16 protein-coding genes and 1 tRNA gene are annotated in these 15,572 nt (G+C 39.0%); 10 read left to right on the top strand and 7 right to left on the bottom strand.

The genetic code is table 11. From position 1 onward, the window contains the following. Nucleotides 1-212: 212 nt before the first annotated feature. Genes Hs30E_RS08395 through Hs30E_RS08380 form a run of 4 tightly spaced genes read left to right on the top strand, consistent with a single transcriptional unit; the run spans nucleotide 213 to nucleotide 2,121 of the window. Entirely contained in the window at nucleotides 213-413 is a 201-nt protein-coding gene (locus Hs30E_RS08395; protein ID WP_267130241.1) for a helix-turn-helix domain-containing protein, read from the top strand. After that, entirely contained in the window at nucleotides 404-835 is a 432-nt protein-coding gene (locus Hs30E_RS08390; protein WP_172209510.1) for a hypothetical protein, read from the top strand. Before Hs30E_RS08395 ends, Hs30E_RS08390 begins: the two co-directional genes overlap by 10 nt. Nucleotides 836-892: 57 nt before the next feature. Continuing rightward, nucleotides 893-1,504 (top strand): protein adenylyltransferase Fic, encoded by a 612-nt coding sequence (gene fic, locus Hs30E_RS08385; RefSeq protein WP_172209509.1) that lies wholly within the window; start codon nucleotides 893-895, stop codon nucleotides 1,502-1,504. Nucleotides 1,505-1,524: 20 nt separating this feature from the next. After that, a complete protein-coding gene (locus tag Hs30E_RS08380; protein ID WP_228462028.1) occupies nucleotides 1,525-2,121 on the top strand; it encodes a type I restriction endonuclease subunit R, EcoR124 family in 597 nt (198 codons plus the stop codon). Nucleotides 2,122-2,177: 56 nt separating this feature from the next. Here the strand turns inward: Hs30E_RS08380 and Hs30E_RS08375 are convergent, their stop codons facing one another. Continuing rightward, nucleotides 2,178-2,999, bottom strand: coding sequence for a putative ABC transporter permease (locus Hs30E_RS08375; protein ID WP_172209507.1), 822 nt, complete (start codon nucleotides 2,997-2,999; stop codon nucleotides 2,178-2,180). 67 nt (nucleotides 3,000-3,066) lie between these two features. On the opposite strand from Hs30E_RS08375, the gene Hs30E_RS08370 reads away from it, so the two are divergent. After that, entirely contained in the window at nucleotides 3,067-3,579 is a 513-nt protein-coding gene (locus Hs30E_RS08370) for a YbhB/YbcL family Raf kinase inhibitor-like protein (protein ID WP_172209506.1), read from the top strand. Between the two features lie 59 nt (nucleotides 3,580-3,638). On the opposite strand, the gene Hs30E_RS08365 is transcribed toward Hs30E_RS08370, so the two are convergent. Further along, nucleotides 3,639-4,139, bottom strand: coding sequence for an NUDIX domain-containing protein (locus Hs30E_RS08365; protein WP_172209505.1), 501 nt, complete (start codon nucleotides 4,137-4,139; stop codon nucleotides 3,639-3,641). Nucleotides 4,140-4,202: 63 nt separating this feature from the next. On the opposite strand from Hs30E_RS08365, the gene Hs30E_RS08360 reads away from it, so the two are divergent. Together Hs30E_RS08360 and Hs30E_RS08355 are read left to right on the top strand one after the other, a co-directional pair. Beyond that, the gene (locus Hs30E_RS08360) at nucleotides 4,203-4,946 is read left to right on the top strand and encodes a tRNA1(Val) (adenine(37)-N6)-methyltransferase (protein WP_172209504.1); all 744 of its coding nucleotides are present in this window, start codon (nucleotides 4,203-4,205) and stop codon (nucleotides 4,944-4,946) included. After that, complete coding sequence (locus Hs30E_RS08355; protein ID WP_172209503.1) at nucleotides 4,939-5,226, top strand: GIY-YIG nuclease family protein; 288 nt, start codon at nucleotides 4,939-4,941, stop codon at nucleotides 5,224-5,226. The genes Hs30E_RS08360 and Hs30E_RS08355 overlap by 8 nt, the downstream gene beginning before the upstream one ends. 19 nt (nucleotides 5,227-5,245) lie before the next feature. On the opposite strand, the gene Hs30E_RS08350 is transcribed toward Hs30E_RS08355, so the two are convergent. Both Hs30E_RS08350 and Hs30E_RS08345 read right to left on the bottom strand, forming a co-directional pair. Beyond that, nucleotides 5,246-5,854 (bottom strand): sugar O-acetyltransferase, encoded by a 609-nt coding sequence (locus Hs30E_RS08350; RefSeq protein ID WP_172209502.1) that lies wholly within the window; start codon nucleotides 5,852-5,854, stop codon nucleotides 5,246-5,248. Nucleotide 5,855: 1 nt separating this feature from the next. Further along, on the bottom strand, nucleotides 5,856-6,668 hold the full coding sequence (locus Hs30E_RS08345; RefSeq protein ID WP_172209501.1) for an HAD family hydrolase: 813 nt from the start codon (nucleotides 6,666-6,668) through the stop codon (nucleotides 5,856-5,858). Between the two features lie 381 nt (nucleotides 6,669-7,049). Here Hs30E_RS08345 and Hs30E_RS08340 point away from each other — a divergent pair, with 381 nt between their 5' ends. After that, nucleotides 7,050-7,916 (top strand): AraC family transcriptional regulator, encoded by an 867-nt coding sequence (locus Hs30E_RS08340; RefSeq protein WP_172209500.1) that lies wholly within the window; start codon nucleotides 7,050-7,052, stop codon nucleotides 7,914-7,916. Nucleotides 7,917-8,149: 233 nt separating this feature from the next. Here Hs30E_RS08340 and Hs30E_RS08335 read toward each other — a convergent pair whose 3' ends face one another. From Hs30E_RS08335 to Hs30E_RS08325, 3 genes are all read right to left on the bottom strand, one after another. After that, nucleotides 8,150-8,374 carry a DUF1797 family protein gene (locus Hs30E_RS08335; RefSeq protein ID WP_172209499.1) on the bottom strand — a complete coding sequence of 75 codons (225 nt, stop codon included), beginning with the start codon at nucleotides 8,372-8,374 and terminating at the stop codon, nucleotides 8,150-8,152. A gap of 101 nt (nucleotides 8,375-8,475) precedes the next feature. Next, the gene (locus tag Hs30E_RS08330; protein ID WP_172209498.1) at nucleotides 8,476-9,801 is read right to left on the bottom strand and encodes a glycosyltransferase family 4 protein; all 1,326 of its coding nucleotides are present in this window, start codon (nucleotides 9,799-9,801) and stop codon (nucleotides 8,476-8,478) included. Nucleotides 9,802-9,805: 4 nt separating this feature from the next. Next, nucleotides 9,806-10,804, bottom strand: a complete 999-nt coding sequence (locus Hs30E_RS08325; RefSeq protein WP_172209497.1) for an LTA glycolipid anchor biosynthesis glycosyltransferase, IagA/BgsA family — start codon at nucleotides 10,802-10,804, stop codon at nucleotides 9,806-9,808. A 171-nt stretch (nucleotides 10,805-10,975) separates the two neighbouring features. On the opposite strand from Hs30E_RS08325, the gene Hs30E_RS08320 reads away from it, so the two are divergent. After that, nucleotides 10,976-11,047, top strand: a tRNA-Glu gene (locus Hs30E_RS08320). A 531-nt stretch (nucleotides 11,048-11,578) separates the two neighbouring features. After that, the coding region (locus Hs30E_RS08315; protein WP_172209496.1) for a pectate lyase-like adhesive domain-containing protein at nucleotides 11,579-15,572 on the top strand (3,994 nt) is incomplete at its 3' end.

The raw sequence follows: 15,572 nt of genomic DNA, 5'->3' as shown, positions 1-15,572 counted from the left end.
AAAGAAAAACAAGAAGAAAAGTGTGAAACAAAATCTTTTACAGTGCTTGTTAAATGAGCGTGTTTTGTGTGCTGTTATTGGAAATTTGTGATGTTGTTTGATAAATTAAATTTATGAAACGACCGTGCATTCCTGTGAACGTGCGTTGAAAAAATGTGCAAACTATGATACAATACGAACATGCGAAAAAGATATGGAGGTCTTTTGATAAAATGTGGAAATTACTCATTGATAAGAAGATGAGTATGTTTGACCTTAGAAAAGCAACGAAAATTGCACCCAATACGATGACGAAGATACGTAAAGAACAGACGGTCAATTTAGAAATACTTTGCCGTATTTGTGAGGTGTTAGACTGTGATTTTGGCGATATTGTGACGTATCAGAAAGAGGAAAAAATAAAATGCTTGTAGATGAAAGTAAAAATTACAAAGAATATACTATCCATTATTCATGGCATATAATTAGAAAAGAATGGGTCATTTCTGCTTTAGATATTATGGCTGTTGTGATTGGTAAAACAGAACGAACAAAGGTAAGATACCAGTGGAACAAGTTGAAAAAAGCTAGATTGATTGAAGAAGATGATAGCTATTCAGTTTATCGGATGGCAGATGCCAAAGGAATAGAACGTCTTACGGAAGTTGTGACAGTATGGCAAGCAATAAAATTGATTAATATCACGGATATTGCTGTGGAAGAGCAGTTTATTGAATGGTTAATGTCACTTAATGAAGAATTTCAAGAACGTGCAAAAACTTTGCCGTCATTAGATGAATTGTTTCATTCAAATAATAGTTGGGAACGAGAGTTCATTAAGAATTTTGAGGAATGACAAGATAAACTTAAAGTTATTAGATGGCAAAATTATCAAAATAGTGCAGGAGTAAACATGGTGTTAGAAAATAAATTGGCTATCACAAACCAAGCAGAACTTAATCGCACAGAAGAAAAATTAACAAAGCTCCGAGCGAAAGAACTTTTTGAAACGGGCAAACTCTATCAATTTGAAATCGGAACATTCAAAGGTTTAGCTCAAATTCATCAATTTCTATTTTCAGATGTCTATGATTTTGCTGGAAAAATCCGTGATGTCAATATTGCAAAAGATAATTTTCAGTTTGCACCACGTATTTTTTTAGAGCAGTCTCTACAGTATATTGATAAACTACCCCATGAAACTTTTGATGAAATTCTTGATAAGTATGCTGATATGAATATTGCACACCCTTTTCGTGAGGGAAATGGTCGAGCGACTAGACTTTGGCTTGAATGTTTATTACGTACCAAATTACACCAAACCATTAATTGGAACGAAATCAGTAAAGACGACTATCTTAATGCCATGATTAGAAGTCATGTTGCGACAGGTGAATTAAAATATCTAGTTCAAAATGCTTTGACAGATGATTTGAGTCAAGAAACTTTTTTCAAAGGTATAGATGTATCCTATTATTACGAGGGGTATGAGGCATTTAATATGGAAGATTTGACAAATGGCTAAGCAAACTTTATTATGAGCCAATTATTTCTGAGCGGCAAATGCAGGATATGAAAAGTGTTTATGTTGGTATTTGCGACGAAATTCTGAAAAGCAAGGGTGGCAGAAATGGCAGAGCGGATTCGGATGTTGATTTTTCTGATATTGAATTTCAAATTAATTTGCTAAAAACAGATGAAATCAATCTTGATTATATCTTGGTATTGATTCTTGAAAAATTTAAGCAGCACGATGATTTGGATAGGCTTAAAATTGACATTCGGAGAATTATTCGTTCAAGTTTTGGTACTCGTGCTAAAGAAACATTAATTATCGACTTTATCAATGAAACAGATTTATTTAAGTTGACAACCACTGATGCGATATTAGCCGCCTTCTATTCATATGCAAATGAGCAAAAAGAGGTGCAAATTAAAAAACTGGCAGAAGATGAAAATCTCAAAGAAGAATCAACGCGCTTCATTGAAAAATCAATCAGTAAAGGTCATGTAGATTCAGCAGGAGCGGAGCTTGATAGTATTTTACCGCCCACATCACGCAGACGTGGGGCGCGTGAATCGAAGAAACAAACAGTTTTACAAAAAATTCAAGAACTTGTTGAGGTTTTTATTGGCATATAAATGATAAAAGCAGAACAGATTTGCTCTAAATCTGTTCTGCTTTTATAGGGCATCTTTTATTTCTTTCGATATGCTTCATATCGTTTTCTCATATCATCAAGTGCATGGTGTTTGGTGTCGTGTTTGAGGTTTGGAAAGGCTTTGAGGAGTCTGGCACGAATTAGATTGTGATGTTTGAATAGTTCTTCTTTTTGTTGCATGTACAGGGCTTTACGTGCCATAAATTCTTCAGAAATTTCATCTCTTTTGGCATCAAATTTTTCAGAGGTGTTAATGGCAAAATTGCCGATATTTTCAGCTAAAATATCGCTGCTTCTATGAATCAGCCGCGACAGCTCATCTACCTGTTGCAAATCGCGATTCAGGTGGGAAATGGCAATCACAGTAATGATGCCGTCGGTGATAAAAAGCAGGTAGAAAACCACCAGTGCAATTGTCATGGTTGAGGCGGGCAAGTTGTGGAAAATGCCGTTAATCATCGGCTGAACGATTTTCAGCAAGAAAATGCCGACAAATCCCCAAAGTATCGAGAATTTCAGGCAAACGTAACCGCCGATATTGAATCGTTCGTGCGTATAATCCCACCAACGCATATGGAAAAGTTTTTCTAGCGCAAAACCGCCGACTAGCTCAAGCGCGCTCGCAATTAGTACGGAGGCAAGATAAAGTAACGGCAGATTGTCAATTATCGGGTTGAGGAAAATGATGAAAATAACCGCAGCCAAACCATAAATTGGGCAAACGGCACCATTTAAAAAGCCACGATTGACAAATTTTCCTGTTCTGACGGAAGCGTAGATGACCTCAAGACACCAGCCTAGAAAAGCGTAAACAGGAAAATAGGCGAGAAAAGTTAATAGTGTATGTTCAGTTAGCATACTATAATCTTATCATAAAATAGCAAAAAATCGGGCGTTGAAAAGTATTTTGTGGTAAGATGGAAGTATGAAATTAACAATTAAAAAAGATGAAAACGGTTTTTTGCCTGATAAATATGCCAAATTTGCGGCGGATGACTTCAAAAGTGAGGGACATCCGATTGTCTCTTTTCCGTTTGACATTACGGAAATTCCTGAAACGGCACGCTTTTTGTCGTGGTCGTTAGTTGATTATGATGCGGTTGTGCCAGCGGGTTTTCCGTGGATTCATTGGCTTGTTGCAAATGTAGCTGTGGCTAGTGAATCGTTAGAAATTCCAGAAGATTTTTCACGTACAACTTCTGCTCTTCAAGGTAAAAATACCAATGTTTCGCGCTTTTTACCAAAGGCAAGTCCAGCTATTACTGAGCACTATACTGGTCCGACACCTCCTGATAAAAATCACGATTATCAGCTGATTGTTTATGCACATAGCGAACCACTTGACTTAAAATCTGGCTTTTTCCTGAATGAGTTGATGAAAGAGGCAAATGCTAAAGCGTTAGACAGTGTGGTAAGTGATGTGACAGCGAGAGCTTGAAAAAACTAGAAATGCTTTTAGCGAGAATTTCTAGTTTTTTTGTCTCTGATAAATCAGGTTTACTCGCCATTTTCACGAAACCAAGTCTTGTCGCTGCGTTCATTTTCCGTCAAAATCTTGTGCATCGTTTTCTGCGCTTGCGGAACAAACATTTTGGGTTCAGGGGTTACAGGTATCCAAGCAACTTCAAGCGTTTCATCGCCGTCAGCTTGGATATTGCCACCAGTCAAGGCGACTTCAAAGCCAATTGCGATATTTTCCTGCGCATCGCCCCAAGAATTTTTGCCTGTGATATGAGTTGAAATACCTAGGACACGCACGACTTCGACATCGAGACCAGTTTCCTCCTTGAACTCACGCGCGACCGCTTGCATGGGCGACTCGCCATAGTCAAGAAAACCGCCAGGGAACCCCCAACCACTATCGGGCGAATCGGCACGACGTTCCAGCAAGATTTCAGTGCGCTCAGCATTCCACAACACACCAAAAGCCGTCACGAAAATCATACCCGTGTGACCAACGAGTGCGCGCATATCAGCGATATAATTTTTTTCAGTCATCATTTTCCTCTTATATTTTTTCTTTACCTTAAATCTTACCATAAAATTTGGTATAATAAAACCATGACCACCATTTCACTCAAAACGAACGAAAGAATCGATCAGCTCGCAACTAACGCCGTCAAGATTATCCAGTCGCGCGACGTTTTTTCCTATTCCGTTGATGCCGTCCTTCTCAGCCGTTTCCCAAACATCCCTAAACGCGGTTTGATTGTCGATTTGTGTGCGGGAAATGGTGCAGTGGGTTTATTTGCAAGTGCTAGTACAGCTGCTGACATCGTAGAAATTGAGATCCAAGACCGTTTAGCAGATATGGCAAGACGAAGTGTGCAGCTAAACGAGCTAGACCAGCAAGTGCGCGTGATTAACGACGATTTGGCAAATACGCTAAACTATCTCAAGCCCTCAAGCGCCGACTTGATATTTTGTAACCCACCTTATTTTAAACTAGACGAGAAATCACGTGTGAATGAAAGTGAACATTATCTGCTTGCAAGACATGAAATCGCGACTAACTTGAATGACATCTGTCGAGTTAGCCAACAATTGCTCAAGACCAACGGACATCTGGCAATGGTACATCGACCAGACCGCTTTTTTGAGATTACCGAGACCATGAAAAAATACAATCTTATGCCCAAACGCATTAGATTTGTTTATCCTAAAGCTGACAAAGAGGCTAATATCCTCTTGATTGATGCGATAAAAGACGGCAAAACTGGTGGCGAGAAATTTCTGCCGCCACTGATTTTACATCATGCTGACGGTACTTATACAGATGAGGTAGGCAAGATTTATTATGGCTGAACATTACTTTTACGTGCTATTGTGCGCTGATAAGACGCTTTATGGCGGTTATACCAATGATTTAGATAAGCGCGTGATGGCGCATAATAGCGGACAAGGTGCGAAATATACCAAAGCACGCCTGCCAGTTCAGCTGATTTATTCGGAAAATTTTCCCGACAAATCAAACGCCATGAAACGTGAATATTGGTTTAAAGAAACGCTTAAAACGCGAACAAAAAAATTGGCATTTTTGGCAGAAAATGGTGTTAGGCTAACTAATCAAAAGGGTCAATCTTAATATACAATTAACCTTTTTATCATGCCCAAATATCTAACTTTCTATCTTTAAAATAAAACAGTTTATCTTGTTCATTTATCTGACGAACCACTTGGCAAGGTGTGCCAAAAGCAACCACATTTGCAGGAATATCTTTGGTAACCACGCTCCCAGCACCAATCACAGTGTTATCACCAATTGTCACATCGGGCAGAATTTGCACACCAGCACCAATCCAAACATTTTTGCCAATCCGCACAGGCAGATTGTAAACATAGTGATTGGTTCGCAAAATCGGCAGAATCGGATGTCCCGAAGTCGCAATCACAACATTTGGTCCAAACATAGTATTGTCACCCACCCAAATCTCGGCGTCATCAACAAGTGTCAGATTAAAATTGCAGTAAATGCCACTACCAAAATGCACATTGTGACACCCCCAATTAGCGTGAATTGGCGTTTCAATATGGCAATTTTCGCCGATTTCGGCAAACATTTTCTTTAAAAGCGCTTGCTTTTTTTCATGTTCAGTTGGTCTTGTTGCATTATAGTCGTAAAGTGTTTCCAGATAAGTCATCTGCTCGCCCATTATCTCAGGGTCGTCGTAGTGGTAGGGTAAGCCATTCATTTTTCTTTTTAAGTTAGTCATTTTATCCTCTTTTTTCAGTTGCTTTGATGACTTTTTCAATTATTTTCATCACGCCATTATCATCGTTTGAGGCGGTCGTGAAAGTCGCATATTGCTGCATATCGCTACTTGCATTGGCAACGAGATAACTATATTTGACGGCTTGCAACATTTCAACATCATTGTAAGTGTCGCCGAAAGCCATCATCTGACTTGTCGCAATCCCGAGATATCTTGCCAAAAAAGTGATCGCCTTTCCTTTGTCAATGCCGAGATTCATGAGGTCAATCCAAATCGTATCGCCAACAGTCACGGACAAAGTTTTAGCAAAACGAGGTTTAAAAAGCTTTTCGTAAAAAATTTGACTGTTCTTTTTAGGGAAATAAATCGTTAATTTATCGGCAGCTAAGGTACTATCTGCAAGGTTATCAACTGTTTTAATCTTGCTATAAAATGTTTGTAAAAATGGGATATGCCGAGCATCCGTCCGAGAAATAACCGCCGAATCTAAGCCACACAAGATTGGAATGCCGTCCGTTTCTGCCACAATAAATCGGATAATCGCTTGATAAGTCGCAGTTTCAAGCAGACTTTTGAAAATCACTTCCCCTTTATAAGCGATTGCAGCGCCATTGTCAGCGATGAAAATCATCTGGTCACTTGTTTTTTGGAAAACGTCATTTAGCGTATAGAGCGGGCGACCACTGGCAATCGCAAAATTGATGTCCAACTCAGTCAACTTGGCAATCGTTGCCTCAATATTTGGTGGCAAATCACCATTTTCTGTCAATAAAGTATGATCCATATCACTTGCAATAAGTTTAATTTCGTCCATTTCTTTACCTCTTTTCTATTTCTATCAAAATTGTATAAATTTTAACGGGTAATTCCTAGCAAAATCACGTATAATAATGTTAAAATCGTATTTATAAGATTCAAACTTGAAAATATTTATATAAACAGTTGTTTTTTTGTATGGTATTGTCAAAAATCCGAAAGTTTTTTTATTTAAAGGCATCTCTAAAAACTCAGATTTCCCAAATTTTATCAGCTCATAAAATCTCTGACAGGAAAAGATGTGCTAGATTTTCCAAATCCTACGTCAATCCTCCTAGCCTTGCGCTTAAAAAATCTATCTAAAATTTGGAAAATTCAGTTTTTATAGATGCCCTTAACCACATTTTTTTGTCCAGTAATAAGAAAGGAAATCGTGAACATGAGTTGGTCAATTGATGTGTATTCTGACAAATCTGAAAACTTGACTTATAATAAGCCTGATTTTCCAATTTACGCTAGAATTAACGACCTTCAAAGTTATCAATATGCTGCACCTTGCCATTGGCACCGTGACCTTGAATTTATCAAAGTCTTATCTGGTAGTATGGCTTTTTCTGTCAATGGCGAAATCGTTACGCTGACAAAGGGAAATGGGCTATTTGTCAATAGCAAGCGCTTGCATTATGGTTTTTCTGATGCTAAAAATGACTGTCGTTTTATTGCTTTGATTATCAATCCGATTCTGTTTTCAGAAAATTCCCTTGCTGTTCAGAAATATGTGGCAGAAAAATTTGCTCAAAATACCACGTCTTATCTTTTGTTAGAGGACGAACATCCTGCTTTGAGGCAAATCAGTGACATTTACAAGCTCATGCAAACAGATTTGCAAAATCCGCTCCACGTCATTGCCAAATCGCTTGCGCTGTGTGCAGAGATTAGCGACCAGTTGACTCAAGTTTCTAACACAGTTGACGAGACGCCAGAACAGATTAGCATTTGGCAAATGATTGACTACATTCACAAAAACTTTGATGATAAGCTGTCTATTGAGGCAATTGCCAGTGCGGGCGCAGTTTGTCGTAGTAAATGCTGTCGGCTTTTTAGCCACTACATTCAGCAAACGCCCAACGCCTACCTCAACCAATATCGCCTAGCCAAAAGTTGTGAGATGTTGCGCGATACCAGTCGAACAATTTCTGAAATCGCCATGCTTTGCGGTTTTCAAAGTTCGAGCTATTTTACGTCAGTTTTTCGGCAAGCATTTGGGCTAACACCTAAAAATTATCGGTTTATGAGAGAAAAATGACTGTCAATAATTGGTACTAGAAAAAAGACTGGAACGAAAGTCGAGATAATAGAAAAATGGCATGAAATGCGTTTTATAAAACGTTGATTTCATGCGGTTTTTTTGTTTTTGAATAAGTAAAAATAGGCTTTTTGTCCCAGTCTTTTAAAGACAAAAGACAGCTATTTTTAAGAACCTAAAAGTCAAAACGCTATAAAAAAACTATCATTAATTTGATAGGATTTTTAGTTATTTCAATAAATCAAATCAAAGATTTCCATAGCGACAAGGTCAATGCTATCAAAATCGGAAGTTTCTTTGATTTTTGGATATTTGACGATAAAAACTTGATTTTCGCCGTCAAAGCTGACTGTAATTTGGACTTCTTCGTCTTTTTCAAAGTTGAAAGTGTCTTTCGGGTCGCCTGATTCGATAAGTTTTTCGAGGCGGTTGATAATTGCTGAGAGATGAGATTTCATGTTATTTCGTTCCTTTTATTTATTATTTGCTGATGTTACATGGTTCAAATTATACTTGTTCAAGTATTTTGTTTTTGTGCTTGAATAAGTATATTATTTTCTTACTTCATTTTACCATACTTGCGTAAAATTTTGGCATGTTTCATCGTTTTTTTCGCAAAATAAGCAACTTTTTTTGGTGTTCTTGAGACACTTTTGACTGTTTTGGCAGGTGCTTGCCGAACAATTCGTGCTGTTCGGCGGGGGATTGATTCGCCTTGTTCTAGCAATTTTTGGTCATTTGAGATGATTTTATCCAAATAAAATTCGTAGACTTGCTTGGCAAAATTTTCTGCGGAAATCTCATATAATTTCGTATCATAAACTGTTTGGTCAAAGTCATCTATTGTCTCAATTGCTTTTAAAATGGTGTCAGCAATCTGGTCATCATTGTCAAAAAGACGACCGAAAGCAGGACAAGTCACTAAACTTTGGAGATAGGAGTTGTTGGTGGCGAGAATCGGCGTGCCAGAAGCTAGCGACTCGATATAAGTCAGTCCCTGTGTCTCGCTGGTTGAGGCTGAGATGAAGAAATCTGCGGCTTTGTAGTAGTAGGCAGTTTGTTCGTTGTCAACCAGTCCAGCAAAAGTGACACTATCTGTCAACTCGAGTTTGGCGACAAGTTTTTGTAAGTTTTCCAAATAAGGACCGCTCCCGACGATGATGAGCTTGACGGGCGCTTTTTCACGAACGGCAACCAGACTTTTGATAACCGCCTGAATGTTTTTCTCTTCGCCAATTCGAGACAAGGAGAGCAGCATAATGTCTTTATCTTGAATGCCAAGTTCCTTGCGAAGCTGCGCAACATCTTTTCTGCTAATCTCAGGACGGAGAAATTTGTTTAATTCAATTCCTGTTGGAATGATGCGTTTTTCAAGTGTTATACCGTATTTATTGACAATATCAAAGACAATTTTGCTTGGTACAATAATGCCGTCAACACCGTGGAGATAAGTTCTGATGATATATTTAATCATGCCAGGACGTAAAATCTTGCCTTTGGCGATATAATGGACATAGTCCTCGTATTTGGTATGTAAGGTGTGAATGACAGGGATTTTCAGTTGTCTTGCGACCAATTTTCCAAGAACACCTACGCCAAACTCCGTCTGTGTATGGATAATGTCAAGCTCATAAGTTCGAGCGATTTGGTAAGCTGCAAACACACCTTTGATGACAAAGCGCCGTTCAGCTAATGAAATTAGCGGAATACTACGTAATCTGATAACATTTTCGGGGTCATCATCGGGATTTGCGTGTGGATCAGTGGTTGTAAAAATGAAAACGTTATGCCCCATTTTCGTGAGTTGGTTGGCTAAAGTCTCAATTGAGGTGGCAACGCCGGAGACTTGTGGTAAGTAAGTCTCGGTAAATAGACCAATTCTCATTATCTTATTCTCCTAAAAGTTTTTGGTAGGCTGCGACGAGTTGGGATGAAATGCTTTCGATTGAACGGCTTTCGGCGACTTGGTAACCCACTTGTCGCTTGTCGATTTTGCCGTTCAGCACGTTTTTGAGTGCTGAGACAAAGTCACTGTTCGTTTTGGCAAATGTAGCTGCTGAGTTATCTAGCCAGCCGTCATAGACAGGAATATCGCGGGCGACAACGTTTTGATCGGAGGCGAGCGCCTCCAGCACGACAATTCCTTCGGTTTCTTCATGTGATGGGAAGAAGAAAACGTCACTCGCTGTCATTGCTCCCTCGTAAATGTCGCCTTTGATGTAACCAGGAAACTCGACGTTTTTAGGATGATTTGTCTTGACCAAATGGCGTACCCAGCGCGGAATCGTCCAAACATTTGTCTCGCCAAACCAGATAAAGCGCACGTCTGGCATCATTTCGGCAATTTTGCAAAAGTCATCAATGCCTTTGCGTTTGAAATAAAGTGCGGCGCACATGATGATTTTTTGACCGTCTTTTATCTTGAAATACTGCTTGAAGGCTTGCTCTTTTTTGGTTGAACGGGCATATTTTGTGAGGTCAATGCCGTTTGAAATAGCAACAATTGGTGCTTTGATGCCGTATGAGCTGATGAGTTTTTTAGAATATTCGGTTGGTGTGATGACCATATCAGCTTGATTGTATAAAAACGTCAGATATTTTTTGACAAGCGGTGCAAGTAAATTCGAGCAGACAAATGAATTTTTGAAATCTTCCATTGTCGAATGACCGTGGCAGATAACTTTCTTACCCATACGTTTCGCACGAAAAATAAGCATCAGGCTTTTGATGCCGTAAGTGTTGATATGTGCGATGTCAAAATCCTCGTGAGGATCTGTTGTATAGGCAACGCCAGCAATATCTAGTGCGCGCTGTTGATGGATAATGGCACGACCGATTCCTGATTTACGTAGGAAATTTTCAGCCTCCAAATAGAGTAATATTTTCATAACTAATTACTATTATAGCAGAAAAATTACTAGAAATATCAGCCTTAAGGTGGAAAATGAAGTTGATACAAAAAATGTCAATTTTTTGCTAAAAACACTTGACCAAGATAAAATTTTAGGGTATAATTATTTATGTTGCTGAAAGAGAGCAATGTTAAGTGTTATTCCCTAGGTCCGTTGGTCAAGGGGTTAAGACACCGCCTTTTCACGGCGGTATCACGGGTTCGAATCCCGTACGGACTATTGTGAAACCTCATCTGTTTGATGAGGTTTTTTGATTTTTAGAACTTCTGAAAAATAATTTGATGTAGATAGATGCTAGTTTTAGTATTAAAACTAGCGTTTGTTATTTTATTGAAATTTCTATGAAAAATTCTCATAGTCATGAATTATTAAGTGTTACGCAATTTTTCGAGACGAATCCCCTACGAGAACACAGTAAATGATATTTTACACTTAAATATTTTTAATAAGGTATCAAAGTAGCGTAAAAATGCTACTTTTTTATTATCTAACGCTATGTAAATTAGATAACAAAAAACAAAAGTTTTTGTTTATTAAAAACGAAACACTAATGATTAAAAAAAGATTATATAATAATTCTGACAAAATGCCAAAAAGTCGCTAAAAGTTCTGTAATCGGAACCTTTCATATTGTTCGGTTTTCTTAATGTTATACTGTATAATGAAACATATCTGTACTTTTAAAAAATAAAAGATTTTAGATATGCCATCTTTACAGATTCAATTTAAATGAGGGAATGAGGTCTCAAAATGAAGAGGTTTATTAGTAAACATTCTAGTAGTAAGCGCAGTTGGCAGTCGGAGCGCTCAAAGGTTCGACACGATAAAATGCATATGTTTTTTGAAACGAGTAAACATAGTAGTCAGCTTGAATGGTTTAGTTTGGGTAAACATGAAATGAAACGCCAAACTAGCGAGTTGAAAAAGACATACTATCGTTCGTGGAAATCAGGTAAACATTGGCTTTATGCGGCTTCGACACTGGCTATTGTTTCGGGTGGTGGCGCCATTGCTAATACCATAGTTTCAACTGCTGATGAAACGGATGTTGCGATTGTTGAGGCATTGCAGAAGCAAGAGGGGGCTTTGGTGCTGCCGAAAAATGATTTGACACGTGATCCTGTGATTACGGCAAAGAATATTTTGTCTGTCAAGAGTGACACAGATGCAAATCGTGCTGAGTTTGATCGTCTAATTGATTACAAAGATGCTAATCCACCGAAATCGTCAACTTCGGTACATGTGCCATTGCCAGATGCTGTTGTTAAAGCTCGTGATGGTAGAGCCGCAGATGAGGCAAAAGCTTTAGCGCCAGTCACCATTTCAGGTCTTAGTGCTAGTGCGACTGTTGTGGGGGCTTATGTAGAAGTTCATAATTATGCTGATTTTCGTCTTGCTTACAACAATCGAAATGTTCGCTATATAAAAGTAATGGCTGATTTTGCATCAGGTGTTACATCTCGTACAGATTTGACTTATCGTCAAGATGACTTGACACTTGACGGTGGTGGTCATAAGATTGATATGGGTGGTGTCAGTATCAGGTTTGAGGATGTTGATGCCACATTCACTGTGTTGAATGCTGATTTCTTGCAACAAACAACTGCTGACTATGCGTTATTTAATGTTGATGATGCGGGAAATAATAATAAATGGAAAATCAATATTGACAATGTTACAGCTAATGAATCAGTAAGTGATACTGATTCTTATCAAGGAACTACTAATAAACAGATGTGGCGTTTGGTTCGTAACTTGGGTCGAGACAGTAAGACAACGTTTTCAGGTCGTGTATTTTGTCGAGGCAGACAAGAGTTCGGTTGGAACTCAGCTTTTGAGGTAACGGACAATTCTCAGATTATTTCCGTTCGTCCAGATGCAGATAATGGTGATACAGATGCGATGTTTTGGATACAATACAACGGTTATGATAAAGATATTAATATCGGTGATGGTGCAACAGTTCATGCTGAAAATGACTATACGCAAAATAGTTATGGTATGTTTTTTGATGAACATAAGGTAGTCAATATTGGTGATGATGTTACTTGGTATCAAGAGGGCTTTAATAATATCATGGACTCTCGTGGTACTGCCAATAAAGCCTATAAATTTGGTAAAAATTTGAAAATGACAGCTTTGGACTTGACCTCAAATCCATCTATTGATATGGACAATGGTGACACGATGTTCTTTGGTGCAGGGACAGAGCTTGAGATTCGTCAAACTAATAACACTAACAATGTGATAGATATTGACGGTACTAGCGCAGAAATAAAATTTATCTCTCCAAAAAGCTTGAGAATCGGCTCGTATGAGGCAAATAGTTCTATCTCTAATGCTGGTAATTTAATTACTGGTACAGGTAGTTTCATCATGGAAAACTCATCTATTTCGTTTTGGAATGCTAACACTGGTCTTGATAACAGTGATACGGCAGCTAGAACAGATAAGTTTGCTCGTCTGACGATTAGAAATGGGAGTGCTTATCCTGATTTGACAGGTAGTGATGCGGCAGCTACTATAGAAGCTAACAAATTCAGTGTGACTGGTTTCCGTGAGTTTAAAACGAATGCGATTGATACTGGTAAGATGTATTTCAACTACGTTGCGCCTGATGGTACAATCATCAAAACAGTTGAAGAAGATCTAACGAATAACTATATCGGTGAGGAAATTCCTGTACAAGTTTCGCAATACGTGCGCAATCAAATTCCCCAAAATTATAAGTTTGCATTAGCTAAACAAGTGAATGCTTCGGATATTGCCAAGGATCAAAATGAAGGCTCTCAAACATCAAACGTTGATAATGCTGATGTTGGTATTATGAATGGTCAACCTAAAATTGCGATTGTACCGATGGAAGGGTTAAAGTTTACTTATAATATCTATCTTTATGGTGATGCTGTTGATGATGTGAAGTATCAGTATGTCTATACAGATGATGCTGGCAATGAAACGGCTATTGATACAGTTGCTGTCTCTCAAGAAGAGGCTGGTAAGATTGTCGAGGGCGAGGAGCTTGTGCCTGCCAATGTTGGTAATACTATTAATTGGAATAAAAAGTACTACAAATATCTCAATGTGCCTGATGGCTACAAGGTTGATGAGACAAAGATTCCTAATAATGTGATTGTTGGGGAACAAGGAACAAATGGTAAGCCTTCGTTTTTCGCTGTGACACCGCTGACTCAAAAAGTGAACATCACGATTCAGCCTAAAGATTCTAGTGGTCTGCCCGTAGCTGGAAAATCAATTACACTTCCTGTTGTTGTTGGTAAATCTGATGAAAAGATAACTTACGGAGAGTTGCTAACTCGCTCTGGTTACAGTCTTTCTCCGTTATTTGACGGTTATAGTCTCACTGCTGATGAGCAAGCTAAGATATTCGAGTTCGACCATAGTGATAATTTGAATCGAACGACTGGTGCAGAGAAACCCAACGATATAGCGATTCAAAATCTGACGATTACTTTGGATGAAGATGCGCAGGTTGCCCAGTTTACTTTTAAAGACGTGACAGATCCTAGTCTTTTGCCAAATGAAGTGGTGACAACGCAAGGGGTATCTGGAACGTCCTTGAACAATATCCCTGGTAATGCGGCTGACAATATTCAAAATATTCTTAATTCGTATAAATCCAAAGGTTATATTATCAAGTCAATTACGGATAAAACTGTTGTTGGCGGTGCTGTAACATTGACTGAAGCGGAGTTGGTAGCGGCGAGTTTTGATACGGATGTCAACATTGACCAAAAATATGAGATTGAGTTAGTGCATGATACTGTTGCGAAGGAAGAATGGTTCTTAGTTGACTATGAAGTGTCGCATATCTACAACCATAATCCGCAGCATCCTAAGAGTCACAAGGTGCCTCAGAAGATTCGTGTTAAACGAACTTACTATGTGGATCAGGTAACAGGTGCTGAGATTCCGACGACTTCAACTGCGACAGAGTTGCTTAATTATGCGGTTGGTGGTAATTTGGCTGTTCATCCGACACTTCCTGTTTATACGTTGGATCCGACGACTGAATATGCTGGTACTGGTGCTAGTGTTGATTCGGCGACTGGTATTGTGAGGGTTGCGCCTGTTTATTCGGAGGTTGATATGGCGGATCCTGATACTGGTAAGGACACGAATCGTGCTGATGGGTGGCTGCCACCTACTGCGGCAGAAGTGGCGCTAGCTAATGAGCCGATTGACTTGAAAGATGCTTCTAAGTTTACGCAGAAAGATTCGACGACTAAGACAACGACGGTTGCTAAAGAGCTTAATTATGAGCGAGATTTAGAGTCAACTGAGATTTCTGATTCTTTGTGGGATTCGGACTCGACGTTTGATTCAGATTCAGATGAGGATTCAGATTCGGAAGAGGATAGCGATTCTGATGAGGATTCAGATTCTGCTGAAGATAGTGACTCTCATGAGGATAGTGACTCTGCCGAGGACAGTGATTCTGCTGAGGATAGCGATTCGTCTGAGGACAGTGATTCCGCCGAAGATAGCGATTCGTCTGAGGACAGTGATTCATCCGAAGACAGTGATTCTACTGAAGATAGCGATTCCGTAGAAGATAGTGATTCTGTTGATGATAGCAATTCTGAAGAAGTTAGCGATTCTACTGAAGATAGTGACTCTCACGAGGACAGTGATTCCGCTGAAGACAGTGACTCTGCCGAGGACAGTGATTCCGCCGAAGATAGCGATTCGTCTGAGGACAGTGATTCATCCGAAGACAGTG

It is taken from the genome of Pseudolactococcus hodotermopsidis (assembly GCF_011170085.1).
In the GTDB taxonomy this organism is placed as follows: domain Bacteria; phylum Bacillota; class Bacilli; order Lactobacillales; family Streptococcaceae; genus Pseudolactococcus; species Pseudolactococcus hodotermopsidis.
This window is presented reverse-complemented; position numbering and strand designations above follow the sequence as displayed.

Excerpts from the sequence above, each read along its gene's own strand:
- Hs30E_RS08395 (WP_267130241.1), top strand. The coding sequence starts at position 213 with ATGTGGAAATTACTCATTGATAAGAAGATGAGTATGTTTGACCTTAGA.
- Hs30E_RS08390 (WP_172209510.1), top strand. The coding sequence starts at position 404 with ATGCTTGTAGATGAAAGTAAAAATTACAAAGAATATACTATCCATTAT.
- fic (WP_172209509.1), top strand. The coding sequence starts at position 893 with ATGGTGTTAGAAAATAAATTGGCTATCACAAACCAAGCAGAACTTAAT.
- Hs30E_RS08375 (WP_172209507.1), bottom strand. The coding sequence starts at position 2,999 with ATGCTAACTGAACATACACTATTAACTTTTCTCGCCTATTTTCCTGTT.
- Hs30E_RS08370 (WP_172209506.1), top strand. The coding sequence starts at position 3,067 with ATGAAATTAACAATTAAAAAAGATGAAAACGGTTTTTTGCCTGATAAA.
- Hs30E_RS08365 (WP_172209505.1), bottom strand. The coding sequence starts at position 4,139 with ATGACTGAAAAAAATTATATCGCTGATATGCGCGCACTCGTTGGTCAC.
- Hs30E_RS08360 (WP_172209504.1), top strand. The coding sequence starts at position 4,203 with ATGACCACCATTTCACTCAAAACGAACGAAAGAATCGATCAGCTCGCA.
- Hs30E_RS08355 (WP_172209503.1), top strand. The coding sequence starts at position 4,939 with ATGGCTGAACATTACTTTTACGTGCTATTGTGCGCTGATAAGACGCTT.
- Hs30E_RS08350 (WP_172209502.1), bottom strand. The coding sequence starts at position 5,854 with ATGACTAACTTAAAAAGAAAAATGAATGGCTTACCCTACCACTACGAC.
- Hs30E_RS08345 (WP_172209501.1), bottom strand. The coding sequence starts at position 6,668 with ATGGACGAAATTAAACTTATTGCAAGTGATATGGATCATACTTTATTG.
- Hs30E_RS08340 (WP_172209500.1), top strand. The coding sequence starts at position 7,050 with ATGAGTTGGTCAATTGATGTGTATTCTGACAAATCTGAAAACTTGACT.
- Hs30E_RS08335 (WP_172209499.1), bottom strand. The coding sequence starts at position 8,374 with ATGAAATCTCATCTCTCAGCAATTATCAACCGCCTCGAAAAACTTATC.
- Hs30E_RS08330 (WP_172209498.1), bottom strand. The coding sequence starts at position 9,801 with ATGAGAATTGGTCTATTTACCGAGACTTACTTACCACAAGTCTCCGGC.
- Hs30E_RS08325 (WP_172209497.1), bottom strand. The coding sequence starts at position 10,804 with ATGAAAATATTACTCTATTTGGAGGCTGAAAATTTCCTACGTAAATCA.